The sequence below is a fragment of the Burkholderia sp. R-40 genome (assembly GCF_049942845.1).
Classification (GTDB): Bacteria; Pseudomonadota; Gammaproteobacteria; order Burkholderiales; family Burkholderiaceae; genus Burkholderia; species Burkholderia ambifaria.
On sequence record NZ_CP187967.1, the window covers coordinates 2731737 to 2752141 of the forward strand.

20 protein-coding genes, 1 tRNA gene and 2 pseudogenes are annotated in these 20405 nt (G+C 65.5%); 9 read left to right on the forward strand and 14 right to left on the reverse strand.

What is annotated here, in order from left to right; genetic code table 11:
* Positions 1-55: 55 nt before the first annotated feature.
* The 6 genes from cobA to ACP26O_RS12670 form a co-directional block, all read right to left on the reverse strand.
* Positions 56-805, reverse strand: coding sequence for a uroporphyrinogen-III C-methyltransferase (gene cobA, locus ACP26O_RS12645; protein WP_175665061.1), 750 nt, complete (start codon positions 803-805; stop codon positions 56-58).
* 78 nt (positions 806-883) lie between these two features.
* Positions 884-2200 (reverse strand): sulfate adenylyltransferase subunit 1, encoded by a 1317-nt coding sequence (locus ACP26O_RS12650; protein WP_175665062.1) that lies wholly within the window; start codon positions 2198-2200, stop codon positions 884-886.
* A 22-nt stretch (positions 2201-2222) separates the two neighbouring features.
* Positions 2223-3185 carry a sulfate adenylyltransferase subunit CysD gene (gene cysD, locus ACP26O_RS12655; RefSeq protein ID WP_126228343.1) on the reverse strand — a complete coding sequence of 321 codons (963 nt, stop codon included), beginning with the start codon at positions 3183-3185 and terminating at the stop codon, positions 2223-2225.
* A 75-nt stretch (positions 3186-3260) separates the two neighbouring features.
* On the reverse strand, positions 3261-4010 hold the full coding sequence (locus ACP26O_RS12660; protein ID WP_165751880.1) for a phosphoadenylyl-sulfate reductase: 750 nt from the start codon (positions 4008-4010) through the stop codon (positions 3261-3263).
* Positions 4007-4561 carry a DUF934 domain-containing protein gene (locus ACP26O_RS12665; RefSeq protein ID WP_175665063.1) on the reverse strand — a complete coding sequence of 185 codons (555 nt, stop codon included), beginning with the start codon at positions 4559-4561 and terminating at the stop codon, positions 4007-4009. The genes ACP26O_RS12660 and ACP26O_RS12665 overlap by 4 nt, the downstream gene beginning before the upstream one ends.
* A 25-nt stretch (positions 4562-4586) precedes the next feature.
* A complete protein-coding gene (locus tag ACP26O_RS12670) occupies positions 4587-6266 on the reverse strand; it encodes a nitrite/sulfite reductase (RefSeq protein ID WP_105833089.1) in 1680 nt (559 codons plus the stop codon).
* A 219-nt stretch (positions 6267-6485) separates the two neighbouring features.
* Here ACP26O_RS12670 and ACP26O_RS12675 point away from each other — a divergent pair, with 219 nt between their 5' ends.
* The 4 genes and pseudogenes from ACP26O_RS12675 to ACP26O_RS12690 all read left to right on the forward strand — a co-directional run bounded on the left by ACP26O_RS12675 (position 6486) and on the right by ACP26O_RS12690 (position 9676).
* Positions 6486-7427, forward strand: a complete 942-nt coding sequence (locus tag ACP26O_RS12675; protein WP_006750027.1) for a CysB family HTH-type transcriptional regulator — start codon at positions 6486-6488, stop codon at positions 7425-7427.
* 151 nt (positions 7428-7578) lie between these two features.
* Positions 7579-8736, forward strand: coding sequence for an ABC transporter substrate-binding protein (locus tag ACP26O_RS12680; RefSeq protein ID WP_011657689.1), 1158 nt, complete (start codon positions 7579-7581; stop codon positions 8734-8736).
* Between the two features lie 96 nt (positions 8737-8832).
* A tRNA-Leu gene (locus ACP26O_RS12685) sits at positions 8833-8917 on the forward strand.
* Between the two features lie 499 nt (positions 8918-9416).
* Positions 9417-9676 (forward strand): annotated as a pseudogene (locus tag ACP26O_RS12690) (phage integrase central domain-containing protein).
* Positions 9677-9864: 188 nt separating this feature from the next.
* On the opposite strand, the gene ACP26O_RS12695 reads toward ACP26O_RS12690, so the two are convergent.
* The 4 genes and pseudogenes from ACP26O_RS12695 to ACP26O_RS12710 form a co-directional block, all read right to left on the reverse strand.
* Positions 9865-10995 carry a TIGR02391 family protein gene (locus tag ACP26O_RS12695; protein ID WP_175665064.1) on the reverse strand — a complete coding sequence of 377 codons (1131 nt, stop codon included), beginning with the start codon at positions 10993-10995 and terminating at the stop codon, positions 9865-9867.
* Between the two features lie 518 nt (positions 10996-11513).
* Positions 11514-11897, reverse strand: coding sequence for a DUF1493 family protein (locus tag ACP26O_RS12700; protein WP_175665065.1), 384 nt, complete (start codon positions 11895-11897; stop codon positions 11514-11516).
* Between the two features lies 1 nt (position 11898).
* On the reverse strand, positions 11899-12330 hold the full coding sequence (locus ACP26O_RS12705; RefSeq protein ID WP_175665066.1) for an STM2901 family protein: 432 nt from the start codon (positions 12328-12330) through the stop codon (positions 11899-11901).
* A 110-nt stretch (positions 12331-12440) separates the two neighbouring features.
* A pseudogene (locus ACP26O_RS12710) lies at positions 12441-12710 on the reverse strand (DDE-type integrase/transposase/recombinase); the annotation flags it as partial.
* 281 nt (positions 12711-12991) lie between these two features.
* Here ACP26O_RS12710 and ACP26O_RS12715 point away from each other — a divergent pair.
* On the forward strand, positions 12992-13393 hold the full coding sequence (locus ACP26O_RS12715) for a hypothetical protein (RefSeq protein WP_175665067.1): 402 nt from the start codon (positions 12992-12994) through the stop codon (positions 13391-13393).
* Positions 13394-13594: 201 nt separating this feature from the next.
* Entirely contained in the window at positions 13595-13762 is a 168-nt protein-coding gene (locus ACP26O_RS12720) for a hypothetical protein (protein WP_175665068.1), read from the forward strand.
* A gap of 24 nt (positions 13763-13786) precedes the next feature.
* On the opposite strand, the gene ACP26O_RS12725 is transcribed toward ACP26O_RS12720, so the two are convergent.
* The gene (locus ACP26O_RS12725) at positions 13787-14689 is read right to left on the reverse strand and encodes a LysR family transcriptional regulator (protein WP_006750030.1); all 903 of its coding nucleotides are present in this window, start codon (positions 14687-14689) and stop codon (positions 13787-13789) included.
* 117 nt (positions 14690-14806) lie between these two features.
* Between ACP26O_RS12725 and ACP26O_RS12730 the strand changes: the two genes are divergently transcribed.
* Both ACP26O_RS12730 and ACP26O_RS12735 read left to right on the forward strand, forming a co-directional pair.
* Positions 14807-15544, forward strand: a complete 738-nt coding sequence (locus ACP26O_RS12730; protein ID WP_175665069.1) for an SDR family oxidoreductase — start codon at positions 14807-14809, stop codon at positions 15542-15544.
* Between the two features lie 76 nt (positions 15545-15620).
* On the forward strand, positions 15621-16520 hold the full coding sequence (locus ACP26O_RS12735; RefSeq protein ID WP_175665070.1) for an SDR family oxidoreductase: 900 nt from the start codon (positions 15621-15623) through the stop codon (positions 16518-16520).
* A gap of 31 nt (positions 16521-16551) precedes the next feature.
* Here the strand turns inward: ACP26O_RS12735 and ACP26O_RS12740 are convergent, their stop codons facing one another.
* Positions 16552-17442, reverse strand: coding sequence for an alpha/beta fold hydrolase (locus ACP26O_RS12740; RefSeq protein WP_175665071.1), 891 nt, complete (start codon positions 17440-17442; stop codon positions 16552-16554).
* Between the two features lie 104 nt (positions 17443-17546).
* Between ACP26O_RS12740 and ACP26O_RS12745 the strand changes: the two genes are divergently transcribed.
* Positions 17547-18440: a LysR family transcriptional regulator gene (locus ACP26O_RS12745; protein WP_175665072.1), complete on the forward strand. Its 894-nt coding sequence runs from the start codon at positions 17547-17549 to the stop codon at positions 18438-18440.
* Positions 18441-18518: 78 nt separating this feature from the next.
* On the opposite strand, the gene ACP26O_RS12750 is transcribed toward ACP26O_RS12745, so the two are convergent.
* Together ACP26O_RS12750 and ACP26O_RS12755 are read right to left on the reverse strand one after the other, a co-directional pair.
* Positions 18519-19448 carry a LysR family transcriptional regulator gene (locus tag ACP26O_RS12750; RefSeq protein WP_175665073.1) on the reverse strand — a complete coding sequence of 310 codons (930 nt, stop codon included), beginning with the start codon at positions 19446-19448 and terminating at the stop codon, positions 18519-18521.
* A 175-nt stretch (positions 19449-19623) separates the two neighbouring features.
* Positions 19624-20397 (reverse strand): SDR family oxidoreductase, encoded by a 774-nt coding sequence (locus tag ACP26O_RS12755; RefSeq protein ID WP_011657695.1) that lies wholly within the window; start codon positions 20395-20397, stop codon positions 19624-19626.
* Positions 20398-20405: the final 8 nt, after the last annotated feature.

The window sequence follows — 20405 nt, forward strand, 5'->3', positions numbered from 1 at the left end:
TCGAATTACCCACCGCGAAACCGAGCGGCTGCCGCTCGGGAACCGCTACGTCGACTCAAGCCGCATTGCGCAACGCCTCGCCCGCTTTCGCGGGTCGCACGCGTTCGGCGAATGCATCGCCGATCATCAAGAGGCTCGGCTCCGCCGGATCGAGCCACGCCTGCGCGTCGCCCGCCGCCATCTGCGCGAGCGTCAGCGTCAGCGTGCGTTCGCGCGCGGTGCTGCACGCCTCGACGATCGCCACCGGCGTCGCGGGCGCACGGCCCGCGTCGATCAGCTCCTGCGCGATTCCCGGCGCGCTGTCGCGGCCCATGTAGTAGACGATCGAATCGGCGCGCGCGGCCTCGCGAATCTCGTCGCTGCCGGGTGCGCGGCTGTGCGTCGCGAACGCGACGCTGCGCGACACGCCGCGCAACGTCAGCGAGCGCTTAAGCGTCGCCGCGCCGGCCAGCGCCGCCGTGATGCCCGGCACGACCTCGTAGTCGATGCCGGCCGCCTCGAGCGCACGCATTTCCTCTTCGGCGCGACCGAACAGCATCGGGTCGCCGCCCTTCAGCCGCACGACGCATGCATGCTCGCGCGCCGCGTCGACGATCTGCTTGTTGATGAAATGCTGCGCGGTCGAACGCTGCCCGCAGCGCTTGCCGACCGCGATCTTGCGCGCGTTCGGCGCGTAGTCGAGCATCGCCGGCTCGACGAGCGCGTCGTGCAGCACGACGTCGGCTTGCTCGAGCAGCCGCGCGCCGCGCACCGTGATGAGGTCCGCGGCGCCCGGCCCTGCTCCGATCAGATACACCTTGCCCATGTTTGTCGCTTCGCTTCGGTTCTGCCCGTGCGGACGGCGGCCGGCCCGCGCCGCCACGAGGGCGGCGCGCAACGCCGGTTACGCCGAGAACGCCCGGATCATGCCGGCGGCCACCGTGTGGTGCGTCGCCTCGTCGATCAGCACGAATGCGCCCGTGCCCGGATGTGCATCGTACGTGTCGCAGACGATCGGCTTCTGCAGCGTCAGCGCGACGCGGCCGATGTCGTTCATCTTCAGTTCCTGGCGGTCGGTCGCTTGCGACAGCGTATGCACGTCGAGCACTTCCTTGACCGCGCCGATCTTCGCGAACACCGTGCTCGTGGTCTGCTTCAGCAGGTACTTGCGCTGCGGCGACAGCGGCGTCTCGTCGAACCAGCACAGGTCGGCCTCGAGCTTCTTCGCCGGCTCGACCGGCTCGGCGGTCGTGACGAACATGTCGCCGCGCGACACGTCGACATCCTCCTCCAGGCGAATCGTCACCGTCTGGCCCGCGAATGCGTGCGCGACGGACGCGGTGCCGCCCGGCACCGGCGCGACGATCTCGGCGATCGTCGCGGTGCGGTTCGACGGCAGCACGACGATTTCGTCGCCAACCTTCACCTCGCCCGATTCGATCCGGCCCATGTAGCCGCGGAAATCGTCGGCCGAGCTGCCGTCCTGGCGTGCGACCCACTGCACCGGGAAGCGCAGCGCGTCATGCGCCTGCGTCTCGACCGGCAGCGACTCGAGCACGTCGAGCAGCGGCTCGCCCGCGTACCACGGCATGCGTTCGCTCGCGCCGACGATGTTGTCGCCCTTCAGCGCCGACACCGGCACGAAGCGCACGTCGGTCAGGCCGAGCTGCTTCGCGAGCGTGACGTACGCGTCGCGGATCTCGTTGAAGCGTGCTTCGCTGTAGTCGACCAGATCCATCTTGTTGATCGCGACGATCACGTGCTGCAGCGCGAGCAGCTTCACGATCGCGCTGTGGCGCTTCGTTTGCGGCAGCAGTTGCGCGACGCCGTTCTCGAGCGTCACGCGCGTCGCGTCGACCAGGATGATCGCCGCATGCGCGGTCGATGCGCCCGTCACCATGTTGCGCGTGTACTGCTCGTGGCCCGGCGTGTCGGCGATGATGAACTTGCGCTTCGCGGTCGCGAAATAGCGGTACGCGACGTCGATCGTGATGCCCTGCTCGCGCTCGGCTTCGAGCCCGTCCGTCAGCAGCGCGAGGTCGAGTTCGTCGCCGACGGTGCGCTTGTTCTTCGCGCGCGACAGCGCGGACAGCTGGTCGGACAGCACGGCCTTGCTGTCGTACAGCAGGCGGCCGATCAGCGTGCTCTTGCCGTCGTCGACGCTGCCTGCGGTGATGAAGCGCAGCACGCCGAGGTCTTCGGTGTTCTCGATGATGCTCATGATTTGAATGTCCTCGTGTGCTTCAGAAATAACCTTGCTTCTTGCGCTGTTCCATCGCGGCTTCGGACGCCTGATCGTCCATCCGGGTCGCGCCGCGTTCGGTGATCTCGGTCACGGCCGTCTCGGCGATGATCTTCTCGACGTCGTCCGCATCGCTCGCCACCGGGCACGTGCAGCTGATGTCGCCGACCGTGCGGAAGCGCACCTGCGCGATCTCGCTCGTCTCGCCGTCACGCATCGGCGTGAGCGGCGTGACGGGCACGAGCAGCCCGTTGCGGCGCACGATCTCGCGCTCGTGCGCGTAGTAGATCGACGGCAGTTCGAGGTTCTCGCGTGCGATGTACTGCCACACGTCGAGTTCGGTCCAGTTGGAGATCGGGAACACACGCAGGTGCTCGCCCTTGTGCAGGCGGGCGTTGTACAGGCTCCACAGTTCCGGGCGCTGCGCCTTCGGATCCCACTGGCCGAATTCGTCGCGGAACGAGAAGATCCGCTCCTTCGCACGCGCCTTCTCTTCGTCGCGGCGCGCGCCGCCGATCAGCGCGGTGTAGCCGTGCTGCTCGATCGTCTCGAGCAGCGTGACGGCCTGCGCGGCATTGCGCGAATCGGTTTCGCGGCGCAGCACGACCGTGCCGCGCTTGATCGAATCCTCGACGTGGCCGACCACCAGCTCGGCGCCGAGCTCTTGCGCACGGCGATCGCGGAAGTCGATCACTTCCTCGTAGTTGTGGCCCGTGTCGATGTGCACGAGCGGGAACGGCAGCGTCGTCTTGCGGTTCGCGCCGAGGCCGAAGGCCTTCAGCGCGAGGTGCAGCACGACGACCGAATCCTTGCCGCCCGAGAACAACAGCGCCGGCTTGCTGCACTCGGCGACCAGCTCGCGCAGGATGTGGATCGACTCGGCTTCGAGCCAGTCGAGGTGGCCCATGCGGTTGTCGGCACCGGTGGGCGGGGCAAAGGCGGATTGCTCGAGCGTCGTGCTCATGATTTCAGTCCTTCTCTTCTGGGTTCGTGCCGCCCGCTGTCGCAGGCGGCGCAATATTCGGTTTCTGGTCGGCTGTCAGTGCGCGGCGCCGGCTTCGGCGTTCGCGGGAATCGGCGTGATCGTGATGTGCAGCCCGCATTCCTTCGTGTCGCGCGACTCCCACCACCAGCGGCCCGCCCGGCTGTCCTCGCCGGGACGGATCGCGCGCGTACACGGCTCGCAGCCGATGCTCGGGTAGCCGCGCGCATGCAGCGGGTTGACCGGCACGTCGAACGCCTTCAGGTACGCCCACACGTCGGCTTCCGTCCAGTCGGCGAGCGGGTTGTACTTCGCGATCCCGCGCGCTTCGTCCTGTTCTTCCTCGTGCAGCTCCGCACGCGTGACCGACTGCTCGCGACGCTGGCCCGTGACCCACGCGCCGACGTCGGCCAGCGCACGGTTCAGCGGCTCGACCTTGCGGATGTGGCAGCACGACTTGCGCAGCTCGACGCTTTCGTAGAACGCGTTCAGGCCGTGCTCGGCGACGTACTGGTCGACCGCGTCCTGCTGCGGGTGAAACTGCTCGATCTCGTAGCCGTAGCGCTCGCGCACGCGGTCGATCATGCCCAGCGTTTCCGCATGCAGGCGGCCGGTGTTCAGCGAGAAAATGCCAATCGACACGCCCTTCGACAGGATCGCGTGCGTGAGCAGCATGTCTTCCGCGGCGAGGCTGCTCGCGAACTTCACCTTCTCGTGCCGGGCGCCGATCTGCGCGAGCAGCGCGTCGAGGCGCTCGATCTTCGCGGCGAGTTCCGGCGTCAGTGCGGCGGCGGTCGCGGTGCTCATGCGCTCACCTTCGTGTCGGGCGTCGCTACGTCGGCGGCGGCGCGGCGGCGGAACAGCGGCGCCGGCTCGTCGAACGCGCCCTGGTAACGCTGCGTGAATTCGCCAAACGCGTTCAGCGCGTCGTGGATGTCCTTGTCGGCACGCACCGCGAACGCGTCGAAGCCGCAACGCGACATGTACAGCAGCTGGTCGCGCAGCACGTCGCCGATCGCGCGCAGCTCGCCGGTCCAGCCGTGGCGCTCGCGCAGCAGGCGGCCGATGCTGTAGCCGCGGCCATCCGCAAAGCGCGGGAATTCGACGGCGATCAGCGAGATCGCGCCGAAGTCGGCCACGAGATCGGCCGGCTCGCTGTCGGGCGCGAGCCACACGCCGAGTTCATCCTTCGTCCTCGCGGCGACGAGCGCCGCGCGCTCGGCCTGCCACAGGGTGAACGGCACCAGCACCTTGCCGGCCGGCAACGCGTCGACCGCGGGCAGCGCACCGTCTTCCGCCGCGCGCACGACCTGCCATGCGTCGTCGATCACTGCGCGGTTCTTGATAATCGAAGCCATCTGCAAATTCCTTCTAGCCGGTTGGTTACGCGTTCACTGCCTGGCGCGCCGCATACACGCGCTCCTTGAACGGCGCGATGCCGATGCGGTCGTACGTGTCGATGAAGCGCTCGCCGTCGATGCGCGCCTCGACGAACGTGTCGATCAGCTTCGCGATCACGCCCGGCACTTCTTCCGCCGAGAACGACGGCCCGATCACGCGGCCGAGGCGCGCGCCGTTGCGGCCCGTGCCCTGCTCGCCGCCGAGCGACACCTGGTACCACTCGGCACCGTCCTTGTCGACGCCGAGGATGCCGATGTTGCCCACGTGATGATGACCGCACGAGTTCATGCAACCGGAAATATTCAGCGACAGGTCGCCGAGGTCGTACACGTAGTCCAGATCGTCGAAACGCTGCTGGATCGCCAGCGCGATCGGGATCGACTTCGCGTTCGCGAGCGAGCAGAAGTCGCCGCCCGGGCACGCGATGATGTCGGTCAGCAGGCCGACGTTCGGCGTCGCGAAACCGGCCGCCTTCGCCTTTTCCCACAGCGCGAACAGGTCGCGCTTCTTCACGTTCGCGAGAATCAGGTTCTGCTCGTGCGACACGCGCAGTTCGCCGAACGAGTACGCGTCGGCCCAGTCGGCCACCAGGTCCATCTGCGCGTCGGTCGCGTCGCCCGGGGCCACGCGGTGGTCCTTCAGCGACAGCGTGACGGCGGCATAGCCCGGCACCTTGTGCGGCGCGACGTTACGCTCGACCCAGCGCGCGAACGCCTTGTTCTCGAGCAGGTGCTGTTCGAACGATGCGTCGGTGTCGGCGAGCTTCTCGTAGACGGGCGGCAGGAAGGACTGCGACACGCGGTCGAGCTCGGCCTGCGTGAGCGTCGATGGGCCGTCCTTCAGGTGCTGCCACTCTTCCTCGACCTGCTGCGCGAACTTCGCGGGCGACAGCGCCTTCACGAGGATCTTGATCCGCGCCTTGTACAGGTTGTCGCGCCGGCCGTAGCGGTTGTACACGCGCAGCACGGCTTCGCAGTAGGTGAGCAGGTGCTGCCACGGCAGGTCTTCCTTGATCACCGCACCAACGATCGGCGTACGGCCGAGACCGCCGCCCGCGAGGATGCTGGCGACCACTTCGCCCTGCGCGTTCTTCTTCAGGTACACGCCGAGGTCGTGGATCTGCACGGCCGCGCGGTCGTCCTTCGAGCCGGACACCGCGATCTTGAACTTGCGCGGCAGCCATGCGAATTCGGGATGGAACGTCGACCACTGGCGCAGGATCTCGGCCCACGGACGCGGATCGATCTCCTCGTCCTGCGCGACGCCGGCGAACTGGTCGGCCGTGATGTTGCGGATGCAGTTGCCCGACGTCTGGATCGCGTGCATCTGCACCGATGCGAGCTTCGCGAGAATCTCCGGCGTGTCTTCCAGCTCGACCCAGTTGAACTGAATGTTCGAGCGGGTCGAGAAGTGGCCGTAGCCGCGGTCGTGTTCGCGAGCGATGCGCGCCAGCATGCGGAGCTGGTCGCTGCGCAGGTTGCCGTACGGAATCGCGATGCGGTGCATGTACGCGTGGCGCTGCATGTACAGGCCGTTCTGCAGGCGCAGCGGACGGAACTCGTCTTCGCTCAGCTCGCCCGACAGGCGGCGGCGCACCTGATCGCGGTACTGTGCGACTCGCTCGTCGACGATCGTCTGGTCGTACTGGTCGTACTGATACATTCGGGGACCCCAGGGTTTTCGTGGTGACCGCGCGACGTCCTAGCCACGTCGCGCCCGAATCTCCGTTCCGCCGCCACCGCCGGCGGCCTTCCGCTGCCCGGCTGGATTGCTAATGACGAAAACAGATATCCATATTTGAAAAACTCCGGTGAATCGTAATAAACTCGCCTTATATTTCAAACGACTAAAAAATTCTGTTGATATGCGGAAGGGTTATAAATGAACCTGCACCAATTTCGCTTCGTGCGCGAGGCCGTCCGGCAGAATTTCAACCTCACCGAGGCCGCCAAGGCGCTCTACACGTCGCAGCCGGGGGTTTCGAAGGCGATCATCGAGCTCGAGGACGAGCTCGGCGTAGAGATCTTCACGCGGCACGGCAAGCGCGTGCGCTCGCTCACCGAGCCGGGCAGGATCATCCTCGCGTCGGTCGAGCGGATCCTGCAGGAAGTCGAAAGCCTTAAAAGGGTCGGAAAAGATTATGCGGCGCAGGATCAGGGCAACCTGACGATCGCCGCCACCCACACGCAGGCCCGCTACTCGCTGCCGGCCGCGATCGCCGAGTTCAAGAAGCGCTTCCCGAAGGTGCACCTGTCGATCCTGCAGGGCAGCCCGACGCAGGTCGCCGAGATGGTGATCCACGACCAGGCCGATCTCGCGATCGCGACCGAGGCGATCGCCGACTACAAGGAACTCGTGTCGCTGCCCTGCTTCCAGTGGCATCACGCGGCCGTGGTGCCGGCCGACCACCCGCTGCTCGAGCGCAAGCCGGTCACGCTGGACGATCTCGCGCAGTACCCGCTGATCACGTACGACGATGCGTTCGCGGGCCGCAAGAAGATCAACCATGCGTTCGCGCTGCGCGGGCTGTCGCCGGACATCGTGCTCGAGGCAATCGACGCCGACGTGATCAAGACCTATGTCGAGCTCGGCCTCGGCGTCGGGATCATGGCCGACATCGCGTTCAACCCGGAGCGCGACCGCAACCTGCGGCTGATTCCGGTCGGCCACCTGTTCGGCAGCAACGTGACGCGCGTCGCGCTCAAGCAGGGCGCCTATCTGCGCAGCTATGTGTATACGCTCGTCGAGCTGCTGTCGCCGACGCTGAACCGCAAGCTGATCGAGCAGGCGCTCAAGGGCGAAGCCGAATCGTACGAGCTTTGATCAGCGCCCCAGGCCGGCCGCTTCGCGCCGGACGCCCGGCGAGGATCAGGAACCCCTCGGGGCCGCCGGCATTTTCGAGAAACGAGGTGTACGTGTATAACCACAGGGGCGCATATCGCGCCCCTTTTCGTTGCCCGACGGAGATTCCCGCATGACGCTTCCCGCCCTGTTGCGCCGCGCCGCCGGCGCCGCGTTCGTGCTCGCGTGCACGGCCGCGCATGCCGACCTGAAGGTCGGCGTCGACCTGTCGTCGACCGGCCCGGCCGCCGCGATCGGCATCACCAGCAAGAACGCGATCCTGATGTGGCCGAAGACGATCGCCGGGCAGCCGGTGCAGGTGACGGTGCTCGACGACGCGTCGGACCCGGGCACCGCGGTGCGCAACATCCGCAAGCTCGTCGACGAGGATCACGTCGACGTCGTGGTCGGGCCGAACATCACGCCGGCCGCGCTCGCCGCGCTCGACGCGGTGGCGGCTGCCCAGACGCCGATGATCACGCTGGTCGGCTCCGGCGCGATCGTCGAGCCGCAGGAAGGCGCGCGGACCTGGGCGTTCAAAATGGCGCAGAGCGACAGCGCGATGGCCGACGTGATGACGCGCTACATGGCCAATCACGGCGTGAAGACCGTCGGCTTCATCGGCTTCGCCGACAGCTACGGCGACAGCTGGCTGAATGAATTCACGCGCTTCGCGCAGGTGCGCAAGATTCGCGTGATCGCGACCGAGCGCTTCAACCGCACCGACGCGAGCGTCACGGGCCAGGCGCTGAAGCTGATCGCGGCGAAGCCCGATGCGATCCTGGTCGCCGGCTCGGGCACGCCGGCCGTGCTGCCGCAACGCACGTTGATCGAGCGCGGCTACAAGGGCGCGATCTATCAGACGCACGGGATCGCGACGCCAGAATTCATCAAGCTCGGCGGCAAGGACGTCGACGGGACGCTGTTCCCGACGCAGCCGGTCGTCGTCGCGCGCACGCTGCCGGCCGATCATCCGGCGCGCAAGGCGGCGCTCGCGTTCGTCGACGCGTACGAAGCGAAGTACGGCGCCGGCACGGTCACGCAGTTCGCGGGCGACGCGGCCGGCGTGTACCCACGGCTGGCGGATGCGGTCGGCCGCGCGCTGAAAACCGCGCAACCCGGCACCCCCGCCTTCCGCGCGGCGCTGCGACGCGAACTCGAACGCGCGAACGAGCTCGTCGTGCCGAACGGCGTGGTCAATACCAGCGACAAGGATCACGTCGGGCTCGATCAGCGCGCAAGCGTGATGGGAATCGTCAAGCAGGGCCGGTTCGTCTATCTCAGCCAGTAACGCGCGAACGGTTCGCCGGCGGCTTGCCCGGCGAGCCGTTTTCCGCCATAATCTGCCGTTCGCCGCGCGCGACTGCAGCGCGGCCAGAATCAAAAAGCCCAGGTGGTGAAATTGGTAGACGCAGGGGACTCAAAATCCCCCGCCGCAAGGCGTGCCGGTTCGATTCCGGCCCTGGGCACCAATACATAGTTTCAGGCAGTCCCGAGAATTCCCAAAACCCGCGTCAGCTCTAGGCTTTCGCGGGTTTTTTCGTTTCAGGAGGTCCCACGTAGAATCAGGAAAGCCGCAAAAAATCGGGGGTACGGCTTACCGATTTGTGGGTAAGCCGACGGCAGGGACCAACATATGCTTTCAACATCCCTCACAGACGTCCGATGCCGCACCGCCCGCTATGCCGCCAACGGCGCGGGTAACAAGCTGTTCGGCGGCGGCCTCTTCCCCGCCCCAGCGGAGCCAAGAAGTGGCGTCTCAAATACCGCTTCAACGGCAAAGAGAACCTGCTGACGGGTTCGGGGACTATCCGGTCGTTTCTCTTGCCGAAGCTTGCGGCAAGCGTGACGACGCAAAGCGCACGCTCGCGGCTGGCCTCGATCCAGCGATGCTGCATGACATGACCCGTCATACCCAACTCGTCGCCGCCCAGAGTGCGCTCGAAACCCGTAGCCAATGAATGGCACGAAATGCAACGCGGCACGTGGAGCTCCGACCATGCCCGTCGAGTCCTGGATCGGCTCGAAAATGACGTGTTCCCGTATCTTGGTCGGCACCCATTTCGGAGATATCCGCGCCAGAACTCCCGGCCGTGATCCGGCGTATTGAGAGCCGCGGCGCTCTCGAAACTTCCCGCAAGACGCACCAGACATGCGGGCAGATATTTCGCTACGCGATGGCCATCTGCGATACCGAGCGTGACCCATCGCCCGATCTGCGCGGGCACTAAAGACACGAACTGTAAAGAACATTGCCCGCGTCAATCAGGGGGAACCGCCGGAGCTGCACGCTGCCATCGATGGCTACGACGACGACCGGCGAACGAAGCTCGCATTGCGCCTGCTGTCTCCCACAGTTGTGCGCACCATCGAACTGCGCTTCGCGGAACGGTCGGAATCCGACCTAGGGCGTGCATCGCTAGAATGGAATATCGTCATCCATCTCATCAAAGTCTGGCGAGGCTTTAAATTCATCTACAGCCTTAATAAGATCCTTACTCCACCCCCCTTTTTCCCATGGAGAATAGACGGTGAGTGCCGCATGGAATCTCTCGCTTCCGTTTCGAATTCTCGTTTTAAAAACGATATCGAGCGTGGCCGGAATTGAACTATGCAATTCCCCTACGACCGGGAACAAGTACTGAAAAACATAATCTTCCTCCGCGCGATTTCCGGAACGAAGTTTATCCGTTATCGCACCGAGCATCTCACGCTTGAGAGAGAAATGAGCAAACAAGTTTCTCGCCCAGGTGCCTAGACCGCCGCTGCGACATACGTTTTGTTTCGAGTCAAATCGGCCCTCCCGAACAGATCGCACAAGTTTATGCTCTATTCTCAGACGCGATACCTCCGCGAGTCGCGGCCAGATCTCACCACCCAAAGAGCCAATCACCGCCCGAACTGTCGCATCGTCGTCTGTTGTCTTCAATTCTTCAGAGATAATCTGATCGACTTGGATCCGCTCATCTACGGTAAGTGTGGGTAACAACGCGTTAAAAAAATGACGCAAATGATCTCCTTTGACCGTCTCCTTTTCCCTGTATGCGTCCAGAAACACCTCAAGGCGCTGCCCAACAGGTACATCTTCCACCAAGAGTTCTGCATATCGTGAATTTGGAACAAAATCAGGATCTAGGACGCGCCGAATAAAATCATGCCTCGAAAACTGCGACTTAGCCTTGTCGATCTGTCGCACAAGGTATCCTGTAAAAAGAATCAAAATACGCGCATCGTTTTCAGTGTCTGATATTTTTTCGTGACTGCGCGGATTGCGGAATGCCTGATAGAAACCACGAAGTAGTTGCTCCACACCCTTCTGTACATTCCATTCGGATTCGCTTTGCAACCTGTTGAGCTTGATTTTCGGCGCCGCCCCGCCAAGGGCCTGCCCTACCAACGACGCACCGTCCCCCTCAGCGCCCGACTTTTGACGGAGCAACTCACTGAGAAAATAGAAGGCATCCAAAATCGATCCAGTAAAATTTCCTCTCTCGTAGTTGGCTCTTACCGCTTCCCACAACTCCGCCGGCACGTTCGTTTCAAGGTTCATTAGCGCGCTTCCATTCGTTGTTTTGGGAATTTTACGACATCGCGTTTCATTGCCGCCAACCTAGTCGACATAAACGATGACATCCCTGCGTGACACGCCGACGCTCGTCCCCGGCTCCCGGGAGAGCCCGCGACGAACGCTCTCGCGAGGCCGTGGTGGGCCGCCGGACGCGCCGGAGGGGTGCCCCCCTTAGAATGCTGCCTGCGCCTCCGAGCGCGCAGTTATAGCCCCGCCCAACTGCCTGCAAAATGAACGGTTTTTGTGCACGCACGCGCGGCCGCTCGGCCCGCGGCCAGCGCGGGCTGCGCGGGTATCGACGGGGCGATTTCGTGATGCAGTTTTATGCGCCTTGGTTATGCAGTCTCGAAACTGCGACGCTGATATGGCGCCCTCTTTGCCTGCGGTTTCGCTTGATAGGCGAATTTTAAGCGCGCTTGACAGCCCAGCTCTCCGGCCCTTTGGAGGCAAGATCAAAAGTGTTTTGTAGCGCGCGGGAATCTATTCCGCAATGGCACGGGCTAACTGCGACGCGGTGTCCGGTATTGGGCTACGCGCTCAATTGCGTCCGTCTCCCATCGGCCAAGGCGCATTGCCTCTTCCAACATCCCGAGCGTAAGAGGGACCAACTCCGGATCGCGATACCTGGAAGAGAACAACCCGAGGATCGACCGAACCACATCAAGGGTATCGGGGCCGAAGTAGCGCTTGTACGGGAAGTTCGTCACGTCGACGCCGAACGTCACGGCCCACTTGTCGATGAACTCGATCGCGTCGATTCCGGTAATGCGAAGGTCCTCTTCCATGCGGCTATCGCGCGTCAGCTTCAGCGGACCACCAAACATCGGCCGTCCTAGCTCTTCACGCGCGAACGCCTCAAGCCGCTCCCACATCGAGTCTGTCATATCACAGCACCCTGTCTTCCGGCTTCACGATGCCGTTGTAGACCTGCACCGTGTTCCACATAACGATTGCCGCGTCCGTAGCCAGCATGACGGTTCCGACGACCGGCACGGCACGCCCCACAAACGCCCCGAGATTGCGCGTCATTGCGATCCGCAGTCCACCCACGCCAGCCTTTGTGATGGTCGGCAGCCGCATACCGATATTGAACGGCAAAAGTTTGCGAGCGGCCATCGCCACGACAGACGTTCCGGCAACCGCGCCGCGCAGTTTGCCTGGCACTGGAACGTCGTTTTGCCCTAGCAGGATGCCGGCGGCGGCAGCAAGATCGCTGAAACCAAACCGCTTGCAAAGTTGGTCGGCCGCGACCCAGAACAACAAATCGACCGGTTGAAGATTGGTATGCCCGTTGTACGAATAGCGATTTTCCACCATACAGCTCTCAAGATTGTTTGAATGAGCGCCGAGATTACCAGAATCGCAAAGCCCTCTTTTTATCACCTAGCCTAACCCGGGACGGGCCGTCGGATGAACAATCACGCTCTCGGACTGCCAGGCGCGATGAAGGCCGAGCCGATTGCAGCATCCGGCAGCCAACGCATCACCTTGGCAGCAATGAATTCGGCACCGTTGCCCGACCGTATGAACGCAGGTTTGCAGTACAGCCGCATGAGTCGCGATAGCGTCAGGATCACATCCTGCGAGCGTAAGCTGGCACCGGCCTCGATTGCCAGACACGCGCGGGTGTACTCATCGATCACGCTTAGCATCTTCAACGCCCGGCCATCCGCCAGTTGATCGTGCACGAAGTCGTAACACTTCGTATAGGTGAACTCCTATTTTGACGATTCATTGCGGATACCAAGTCTGGCCGTCTACCGCTATGTCACACGCATATTTAGGACTCTTTGAAATGACTTCCGAAGTAAGTGATCCTTACTAGCCACAAACCCTTGTAGTCTCAAGTTATAGTGCTAGTTCTTGTAGTGGCACCTCGCATCGTGAGCCGCGGTTTCCGTATATCGCCAATGCTTCGACGTAGCCACATGTACAAGTACGAGAGCTTTCTGCCACTTTTTCCTAGATGGAGTTTTCGATGTCCGAACTACCGAGTACTGATTGGGGACAAATTCGAGACGTTCTTGCGGCTGCAGTGAATTTTTGCGAGCAATTGGAGGCACTCGGCTATTCCGAGAACTCGCGGACGCGATCGGCTCTTGTGAATGGGACAAATGTATCCGTTTTCGAGGTAGTAACGAGTGCATGGACACTTGCCGAAGCGACGCGCTACACCGTAATACGATCACGACACGATGCAAACAACGACTTGTCCTATGTACCAGAAGCCGCACGGATCCTAGCCGCCGCGTCAAGTGTTTGTGCGGAACTCGTTCATAGCGGCGGTAAGGTAGATGCGAATGTTGCGATAGAACGTCTCAAGACTTGGCTCAATACCGAAGGGGTCGAGGCCTTGAAAACAACGCTTGGCGAGCCATGAATCGCCACAATCGGCGCAGCTATGACTCAAACGCACCACGCCCAGCAACCAGTCTGGCTGACACGGCGGTCGTACAAAGTAGAGAAACCCGCGCAAGCTCGCTGCTTCGCGGGTTTTTTGTTTTTCGGCCGTGCGCCGCAACGCGTGCCGCCGTTTCCGAGGTCCAAGCATCGTGATGAATGCGCGGCACGGAGGCAGGCCATGTCGATGCGCACGATGTCATCCGCGCTCGGCCGCGGCGCGCTCGCGGTGGTGCTCGCCCTCGCGCTGGGCGGATGCGCCGTGCTGACCGCACCACCGGTGCCCGACTGGCCGGGGCCGCATGCGCCCTATCCCTTCCCTGACAACGTCCCGCATCGCGCCGAATGACCGGCCGCCTTGCGCCGTACACGCTCAGCCCGTCAGCTCCCGCACGAAGTCGAGAAACACGCGCACCTTCGCGGAAACGAGATTCGACGCGTGGTGATACGCGTAGAGCGGGAATGTCTCGTCCGCCCATTCCGGCAGCAACTGCACCAGCCGCCCTTCCGCAAGGATGTCCCTCGCATAGAGCTCCAGCAGCTGCGCAACGCCCTCACCGCCAACGCATGCGCCGAGCAGCGCCCCCGTATCGTTGACTGTCAGCCGCCCGGTGGCATCGAACGGCACCACTTCGTCGCCGCGATGGAATTCCCATCCGTACGGACGGCCCGTCACCGGATCGCGAATCAGCACGCAGCGGTGCCCGTCCGCGAGATCCCGCGGGTGCCGCGGCTCGCCGTGACGCGCGACATAGGCCGCCGACGCGCAGGTCAGCACGTGCGTCTCCAGCAGCAGCCGCGCACGGTATGACGACGGCTCCGGAATGCCGAAACGCACCGCCACGTCGAACCCGTCGGCGACGAGGTCGCCCATCCGGTCGCGCACGCTGATCTCGACGGACAGCTCGGGGAAGCGGTCGAGGAATTCGGCCATCCTCGGCGCCAGCACGTAGTGGCCGAAGGTGCCGTCCACGTTGACCCGCAGCCGGCCCCTGACGCGCGCCCGGGAACGCCCGGCGTCGACCGCCGCCTCCTCGATGCCGGCCAGCAGCGGCGCGACCGCCTCGTAGAAGCGCCGCCCTTCGTCGGTCAACGTGATCGCACGTGCCGTTCGGTTGAAGATCCGGATGCCGACGCGCTCTTCCAGCCGCGCGACCGCGCGGCTCACCGCCGGCTGCGTCAACCCCATCGCCTCGCCCGCGCGCGCGAAGGTACCGGCCTCGATCACCGCCGAGAGCACACCGATACCACTCAGAAGCCTGCTGTCGAACGCCATCAGACATACTTTCAGTCATTCTTGATCTGATCATTATTCATTATTTTTATTGACCGAGGAAGCCTACATTAGTCCTGTCGCCGGATCGCACGGCACCCACGAACCAAGGAGCAGGACATGAACGCATCGAAACAGGTCGCCCTCGTCACGGGCTCGTCGCGCGGCATCGGCGCGGAAATCGCTCGCCGCCTCGCCCGGGACGGCTTCCGGGTCGTCGTGAACTACGCGGGCGGCGCCGGCCCGGCGCGCGAAGTGGTCGACGCGATCGCCGCCGACGGCGGCGAGGCCATCGCGGTACAGGCGGACATCGCCGACCCGGCGGCGGTGGCCGCGCTGTTCGATGCGGCCGAGCAGGCATTCGGACACATCGATGTGGTCGTCAACAGCGCGGGTGTGATGAAGCTCGGCGCGATCGCCGACTACGACGACACGACGTTCGACCAGACCGTCGCGATCAACCTCAAAGGCACCTTCAACGTCAGCCGCGAGGCGGCAAAGCGCGTGCGCAGCGGCGGCCGCATCGTCAACCTGTCGTCGACGATGGTGGGCGTGCGTCTGCCCACCTACGGCGTGTACGTTGCGACCAAGGCAGCCGTCGAGGGACTGACGCAGGTCCTCGCGCAGGAAATGCGCGGCCGCGGCATCAGCGTGAACGCCGTCGCGCCGGGGCCGGTCGCGACCGAGCTGTTCCTCGAGGGCAAGAGCCCCGAGCAGGTCGATCGCCTTGCGAAGATGAACCCGCTCGAGCGGCTGGGCCAGCCCGCGGACATCGCCGGCGTCGTCGCGTTCCTCGCCGGCCCCGACGGCGCATGGGTCAACGGCCAGATCCTGCGCGCCAACGGCGGCATGTGCTGACCGACGCAGGAACCGCGCACACCACGCAAGGGCCGCCCGCCGTGGCCCGCCCCCACCCGCTTGCAGGAGATCGATCATGAAGGAAGTCATTCTCGTCACCGGTGCGTCCAGCGGCTTCGGCCTGCTGACGGCCCAGGCACTCGCCCGCGCCGGCCATACGGTCTACGCGTCGATGCGCGAGAGCGCCGGCCGCAATGCGCCGCGCGTCGCCGCCATCGCCGACTACGCACGCGAGCACGGCGTCGACCTGCGCACCGTCGAACTCGACGTCGGCGACGACGCATCCGTCGCCGCCGCGATCGAGCGCGTGATCGCGGACAACGGCCGCCTCGACATCGTCGTCCACAATGCCGGCCACATGGTGTTCGGCCCGGCGGAAGCGTTCACGCCCGATCAGCTGGCGCGGCTCTACGACATCAACGTCGTGTCCACGCAGCGCGTGAACCGGGCCGTGCTGCCGCACCTGCGCAGCCGGGGCCGCGGCCTGCTCGTGTGGGTGTCGTCCTCGTCGGCGCGCGGCGGCACGCCGCCGTTCCTCGCACCCTACTTCGCCGCGAAGGCCGCGATGGATTCGCTCGCGGTGTCCTATGCGGCCGAGCTTGCGCGCTGGGGCATCGAAACATCGATCGTCGTACCGGGCGCGTTCACCCACGGCACGAATCACTTCACCCACGCGGGCAAGCCGGCCGACACGGCGGTGCAGGCCGCGTACGACGACGGCCCCTACGCGAGGGTCGCCGAGCAGGCGTTGCAAGGCCTCGCCGCACTCGAGCCCGCGGACGCCGATGCCGCCACCGTCGCGACGGCGATCGTCGACATCGTCGCCGCGCCGTCAGGCAAGCGCCCGTACCGCGTATTCGTCGATCCGTCGCAGGACGGCGCGGAGGAAGTGTTCCGTGTTGGCGATCGCATTCGCCGCGAGATGTTCCGCAACATCGGACTCGCCGACCTGCTCACACCGCGCGTCGGCAACTGATCGCGCCGAGCGCCGGGCCGGCCGGCGCGCGTCAGTCTCGCTCGCAGAACCCGAGGATTGCCTCCGCGACCGCCGCCGGCGCCTCCCGCTGCGGAAAGTGCCCCACGCCGTCCAGCACCTGTCGCGCGTAGCGCCCCGTGAAGAACCGCTCGCGCCCGGCCGAGCTGTCCGGGTGGTTGCACGCATCCGCGCCGCCATGCAGCACGAGCGTCGGCACCGACAGCCGCGGCGCCGGGTTCAGCCGGGCTTCGTCGTCCGCATAGGCCGGCGTGCCGGGCGCGAAGCCCCACCGCTGCCGGTACGAATGCAGCACGACGTCGATCCAGTCGGGCCCGTCGAACGCGGTGGCAGCCGCGTCGAATTCCGCCTCGCGGTACCAGCCCGGCGGCGACCACGTATCCCACATCAGGCGCGCGAATGCGCGCCGGTCGTCGCGCAACGCCTGCTCGCCGCGCGGCGTCGCCATGAACCAGTGATACCAGTAGTTGCGCGCCTGCTGCAGCGACAGCGGCTGCGCGGGATCGTTGGTGCCGTAGCCGACCGACAGCATCACCAGGTGCGACGCGACGCCGTCGCGCAGCCCGCATGCGTTCGCGACCGCGCGGGCGCCCCAGTCGTGTCCGACCAGCACGGGCCGCTCAAGGCCGAGCACGTCGACGAATTCCAGCAGGTCGCGCCCGAGCGCCGCGAGCTGGCCGCTGCGCGGCACCGTCGTATCGCGAAAACGGGTCGGCGCGAAACCGCGCAGCGCGGGCGCGAGCACGCGGTAGCCGCGGACAGCCAGCGCCTGCGCGACCGTCTCCCAGCCGACCGGGCTGTCCGGCCAGCCGTGCAGCAACACGGCCACGCGTTCGCCGCGCGGATTCCATTCGAGATAAGCGAGTTCGAGCGACGCGGTCGTCGCAAATCGATAAGCGGTCATCGTGCACTCCGGTGAATCGTCTGAAGGTCGATGGTAGAGCGGCCTCTCATCATGATTCGCGGCGTATCATGATCCATTCTTCGAATATCGCGTTGAATCGACCCATGGAACCAACCGATCGCGCATCGACCGCGCTCGACATCGCGCTGTTGCGCACCTTCCTCGAAGTCGTCGACAGCCGCGGCTTCGCGCCGGCCGCTGAGCGCCTCGCGCTGACGCCGTCCGCGGTCAGCGGCCACATCAAGCGGCTCGAGCAGGCGGCCGGCACGGTGCTGCTCGCGCGCACCACGCGCCGTATCGCGCTCACGCCGGCTGGCGACACGCTGTACGCGTACGCGCGCAACATCGTCGACATGGAGCGCGAGGTGCGTGCCCGGCTGCGGGGCGCGCCCGCGCATGGCCGGCTGCGCGTCGGCGCGTCGGAGGACTTCGCGGGCACGTGGCTGCCGCAGGTGTTACGCACGTTCCGCGACCACCATCCGCGCACGTCCATCGAGCTGAAGGTCGGGATCACCGCGTCGCTATTGCGCGAGCAGGCGCTGGGCCGGCTCGACGTCGTGTTCGGCAAGCAATGCCGGCAGGTCGACGCACCAGGCGAACTGCTGTGGGAAGAACCGCTCGTGTGGGCGTTCGCGTCGGATACGGCGCTTAACGCCGAAGGCGACGTGCCACTTGCGCTGTTTCCGGAGCCGTGCGTGTACCGGGAAGCCGCGGTGGCCGCGCTCTCCGCCGCGCTGCGGCCGTTTCGCGTGCTGTTCGAAAGCGGCAGCATGGCCGGATGCGTATCGGCCGCGCTCGCGGGCTTCGCGGTCACGGCGCTCGCGCGCAGCCAGCTGCGCGACGGGCTGCGCGCATGCGGGCCCGACGACGGCCTGCCGGCGCTGCCGGCCGCGCGCTTTCATGCGTTCGCGTCGAAGCCCGACGGTGCGGCAGCCGCGCTGATCGACGCGGTGCGGGCCACCGGGCGCAGTCGGCAGTTCGCCGTGCGGTCCGACTGAACACGCGCGCTGCGGCCGCGGCCCACGTCGACAAGCTCGCCCCTGCCTCGGTCGGCGCACGCGAGCGCGGCGCCCTTTTCAGTCGCCGCGCGCGGCCACATCCGTGTCGCTCAGCGCATTCGCCATCAACTCCCCGAACCACTCGATGAACGCGTTGAGCCGCCGCGACCGGTGCCGGCGATGCGGATACACGGCCGACACGTCCATCGGCGCGGCGCGATGGCCGGGCATCACTTCGACCAGCGCGCCGCTGTCGAGCAGGTGCGCGACGTCGAAGCGCGGAATCTGGATCAGCCCCATCCCGGCGATGCAGCTCGCGATATAGGTTTCGGCGTTGTTGACGATCACGCGGCTCGGCAGCGCCAGCGTGTGCTGCCCGCCATCCGCACAGTATTCCCAGCCGAGTTCGCGCCCGGTCGTCGGCGACGCATAGCCGATCGCCCAGTGTCCGTGCGCGAGCGCATCCGGATGCTCGGGCACGCCGCATTCGCGCAGGTAGTCGGGGCTCGCGCAGTTGATCAGCGCGAACTGCCCGAGCGGCCGCACGACGAGGCTGCTGTCCGCGAGCCGTCCGACCCGGATCGCGCAGTCGACGCCGTCCTGCACGAGATCGATCGTGCGGTCCGTCGAGCCGAGCGACAGCTGCAGCTTCGGGTGGCGGCGAAACAGCAACGGCAGTGCCGGCGCGATGACACGCCGCGCGATCCGGCTCGGCGCATCGACGTTCAGCCGCCCGACCACGTCGCGATCGCGACGCCGGAACAGCCGGTCGAGTTCGTCGGCTTCCGCGAGCAGGCGCCGGCCGCGCTCGAGCAGCAGCGCGCCGTCGGCGGTCAGCTGGACCTGCCGCGTCGTGCGGTGCAACAGGCGCGTGCCGAGCGCCGCCTCGAGTTGCTGGACAGCGGCCGACACGGTCGCGCGCGGCACGTCGAGCGCGTGCGCGGCCTTGATGAAGCTGCCCATCTCGGCAACCTGAAGGAAGATTCTGACCTGGTCCAGCTTGTCCATCGGAGCAAAACGTAGGTTCGGACGACCGTCGCCGGCAGCCGCCGCATGACGCGGCCGAGCCCGGCGGCACAGGAAAAGCGGGCGCGCGGCTTCGTGCCCGCGCGCCCGTCCATTGTCCATGCAAACGGTCCATTGCGGGTCGCCGCGCGCACGCGGCGCCCGCCGGCACGGCCCGTTACTTGGTCGTATAGCCGCCGTTGATCAGGATCGTCTGGCCGGTGATCCACCAGCCGTCGGTCACGAGATGACGGATGAACGGCACGACGTCCTCGATGTCGGTGAGGCCCGTCTTGCTGAACGGCGACAGCGCGGCTGCCGTCTTGTGATACGCGACCGCGTCGGCGCCTTCGGCCGGATAGAAGAACGGCGTGTCCATCGGACCGGGCCCGACCGCCGTCACCGAGATGCCGCGCGCGCCGTACTCCTTCGACGCGGCGCGCGTGAAGTGCTCGACCGGCGCCTTCGACCCTTCGTAGGCCGCATAGAACGGCGTGAACGCGCCGAGCAGCGACGTCACGAGCGTGACGAGCTTGCCGTGATCCTCGAGGTGCCGCCCCGCCTCCTTGATGAAGAAGAACGCCGACTTGCTGTTCACCGCGAACATCTCGTCGTATTCGGCCTCGGAGATGTCGGTGAACGGCTTCTTCAGCACCTTGCCGACGGTATTGATCGCGATGTCGATCTTGCCGAAGCGCTGCTTCGCGTCGTCGAACAGCTTCTCGACCGCGGCGGCCGTCGTCAGGTCGGCCTGGAACGTCGCGGCTTGCGCGCCGGCCGCGCGCACGGCGGCAGCCGTCTCTTCGGCCTGCGCCTGCGACGCCGCGCTGTTGTAGTGAATCGCCACCGCCTTCGCGCCGTGGCCGGCCAGGTCCCGGGCGATCAGGCCACCGAGATTCTTGGCGCCGCCTGCGATCAGGACGACCTTGTCTGCGAGCGTGTGAGTGGCCACGGTTGACT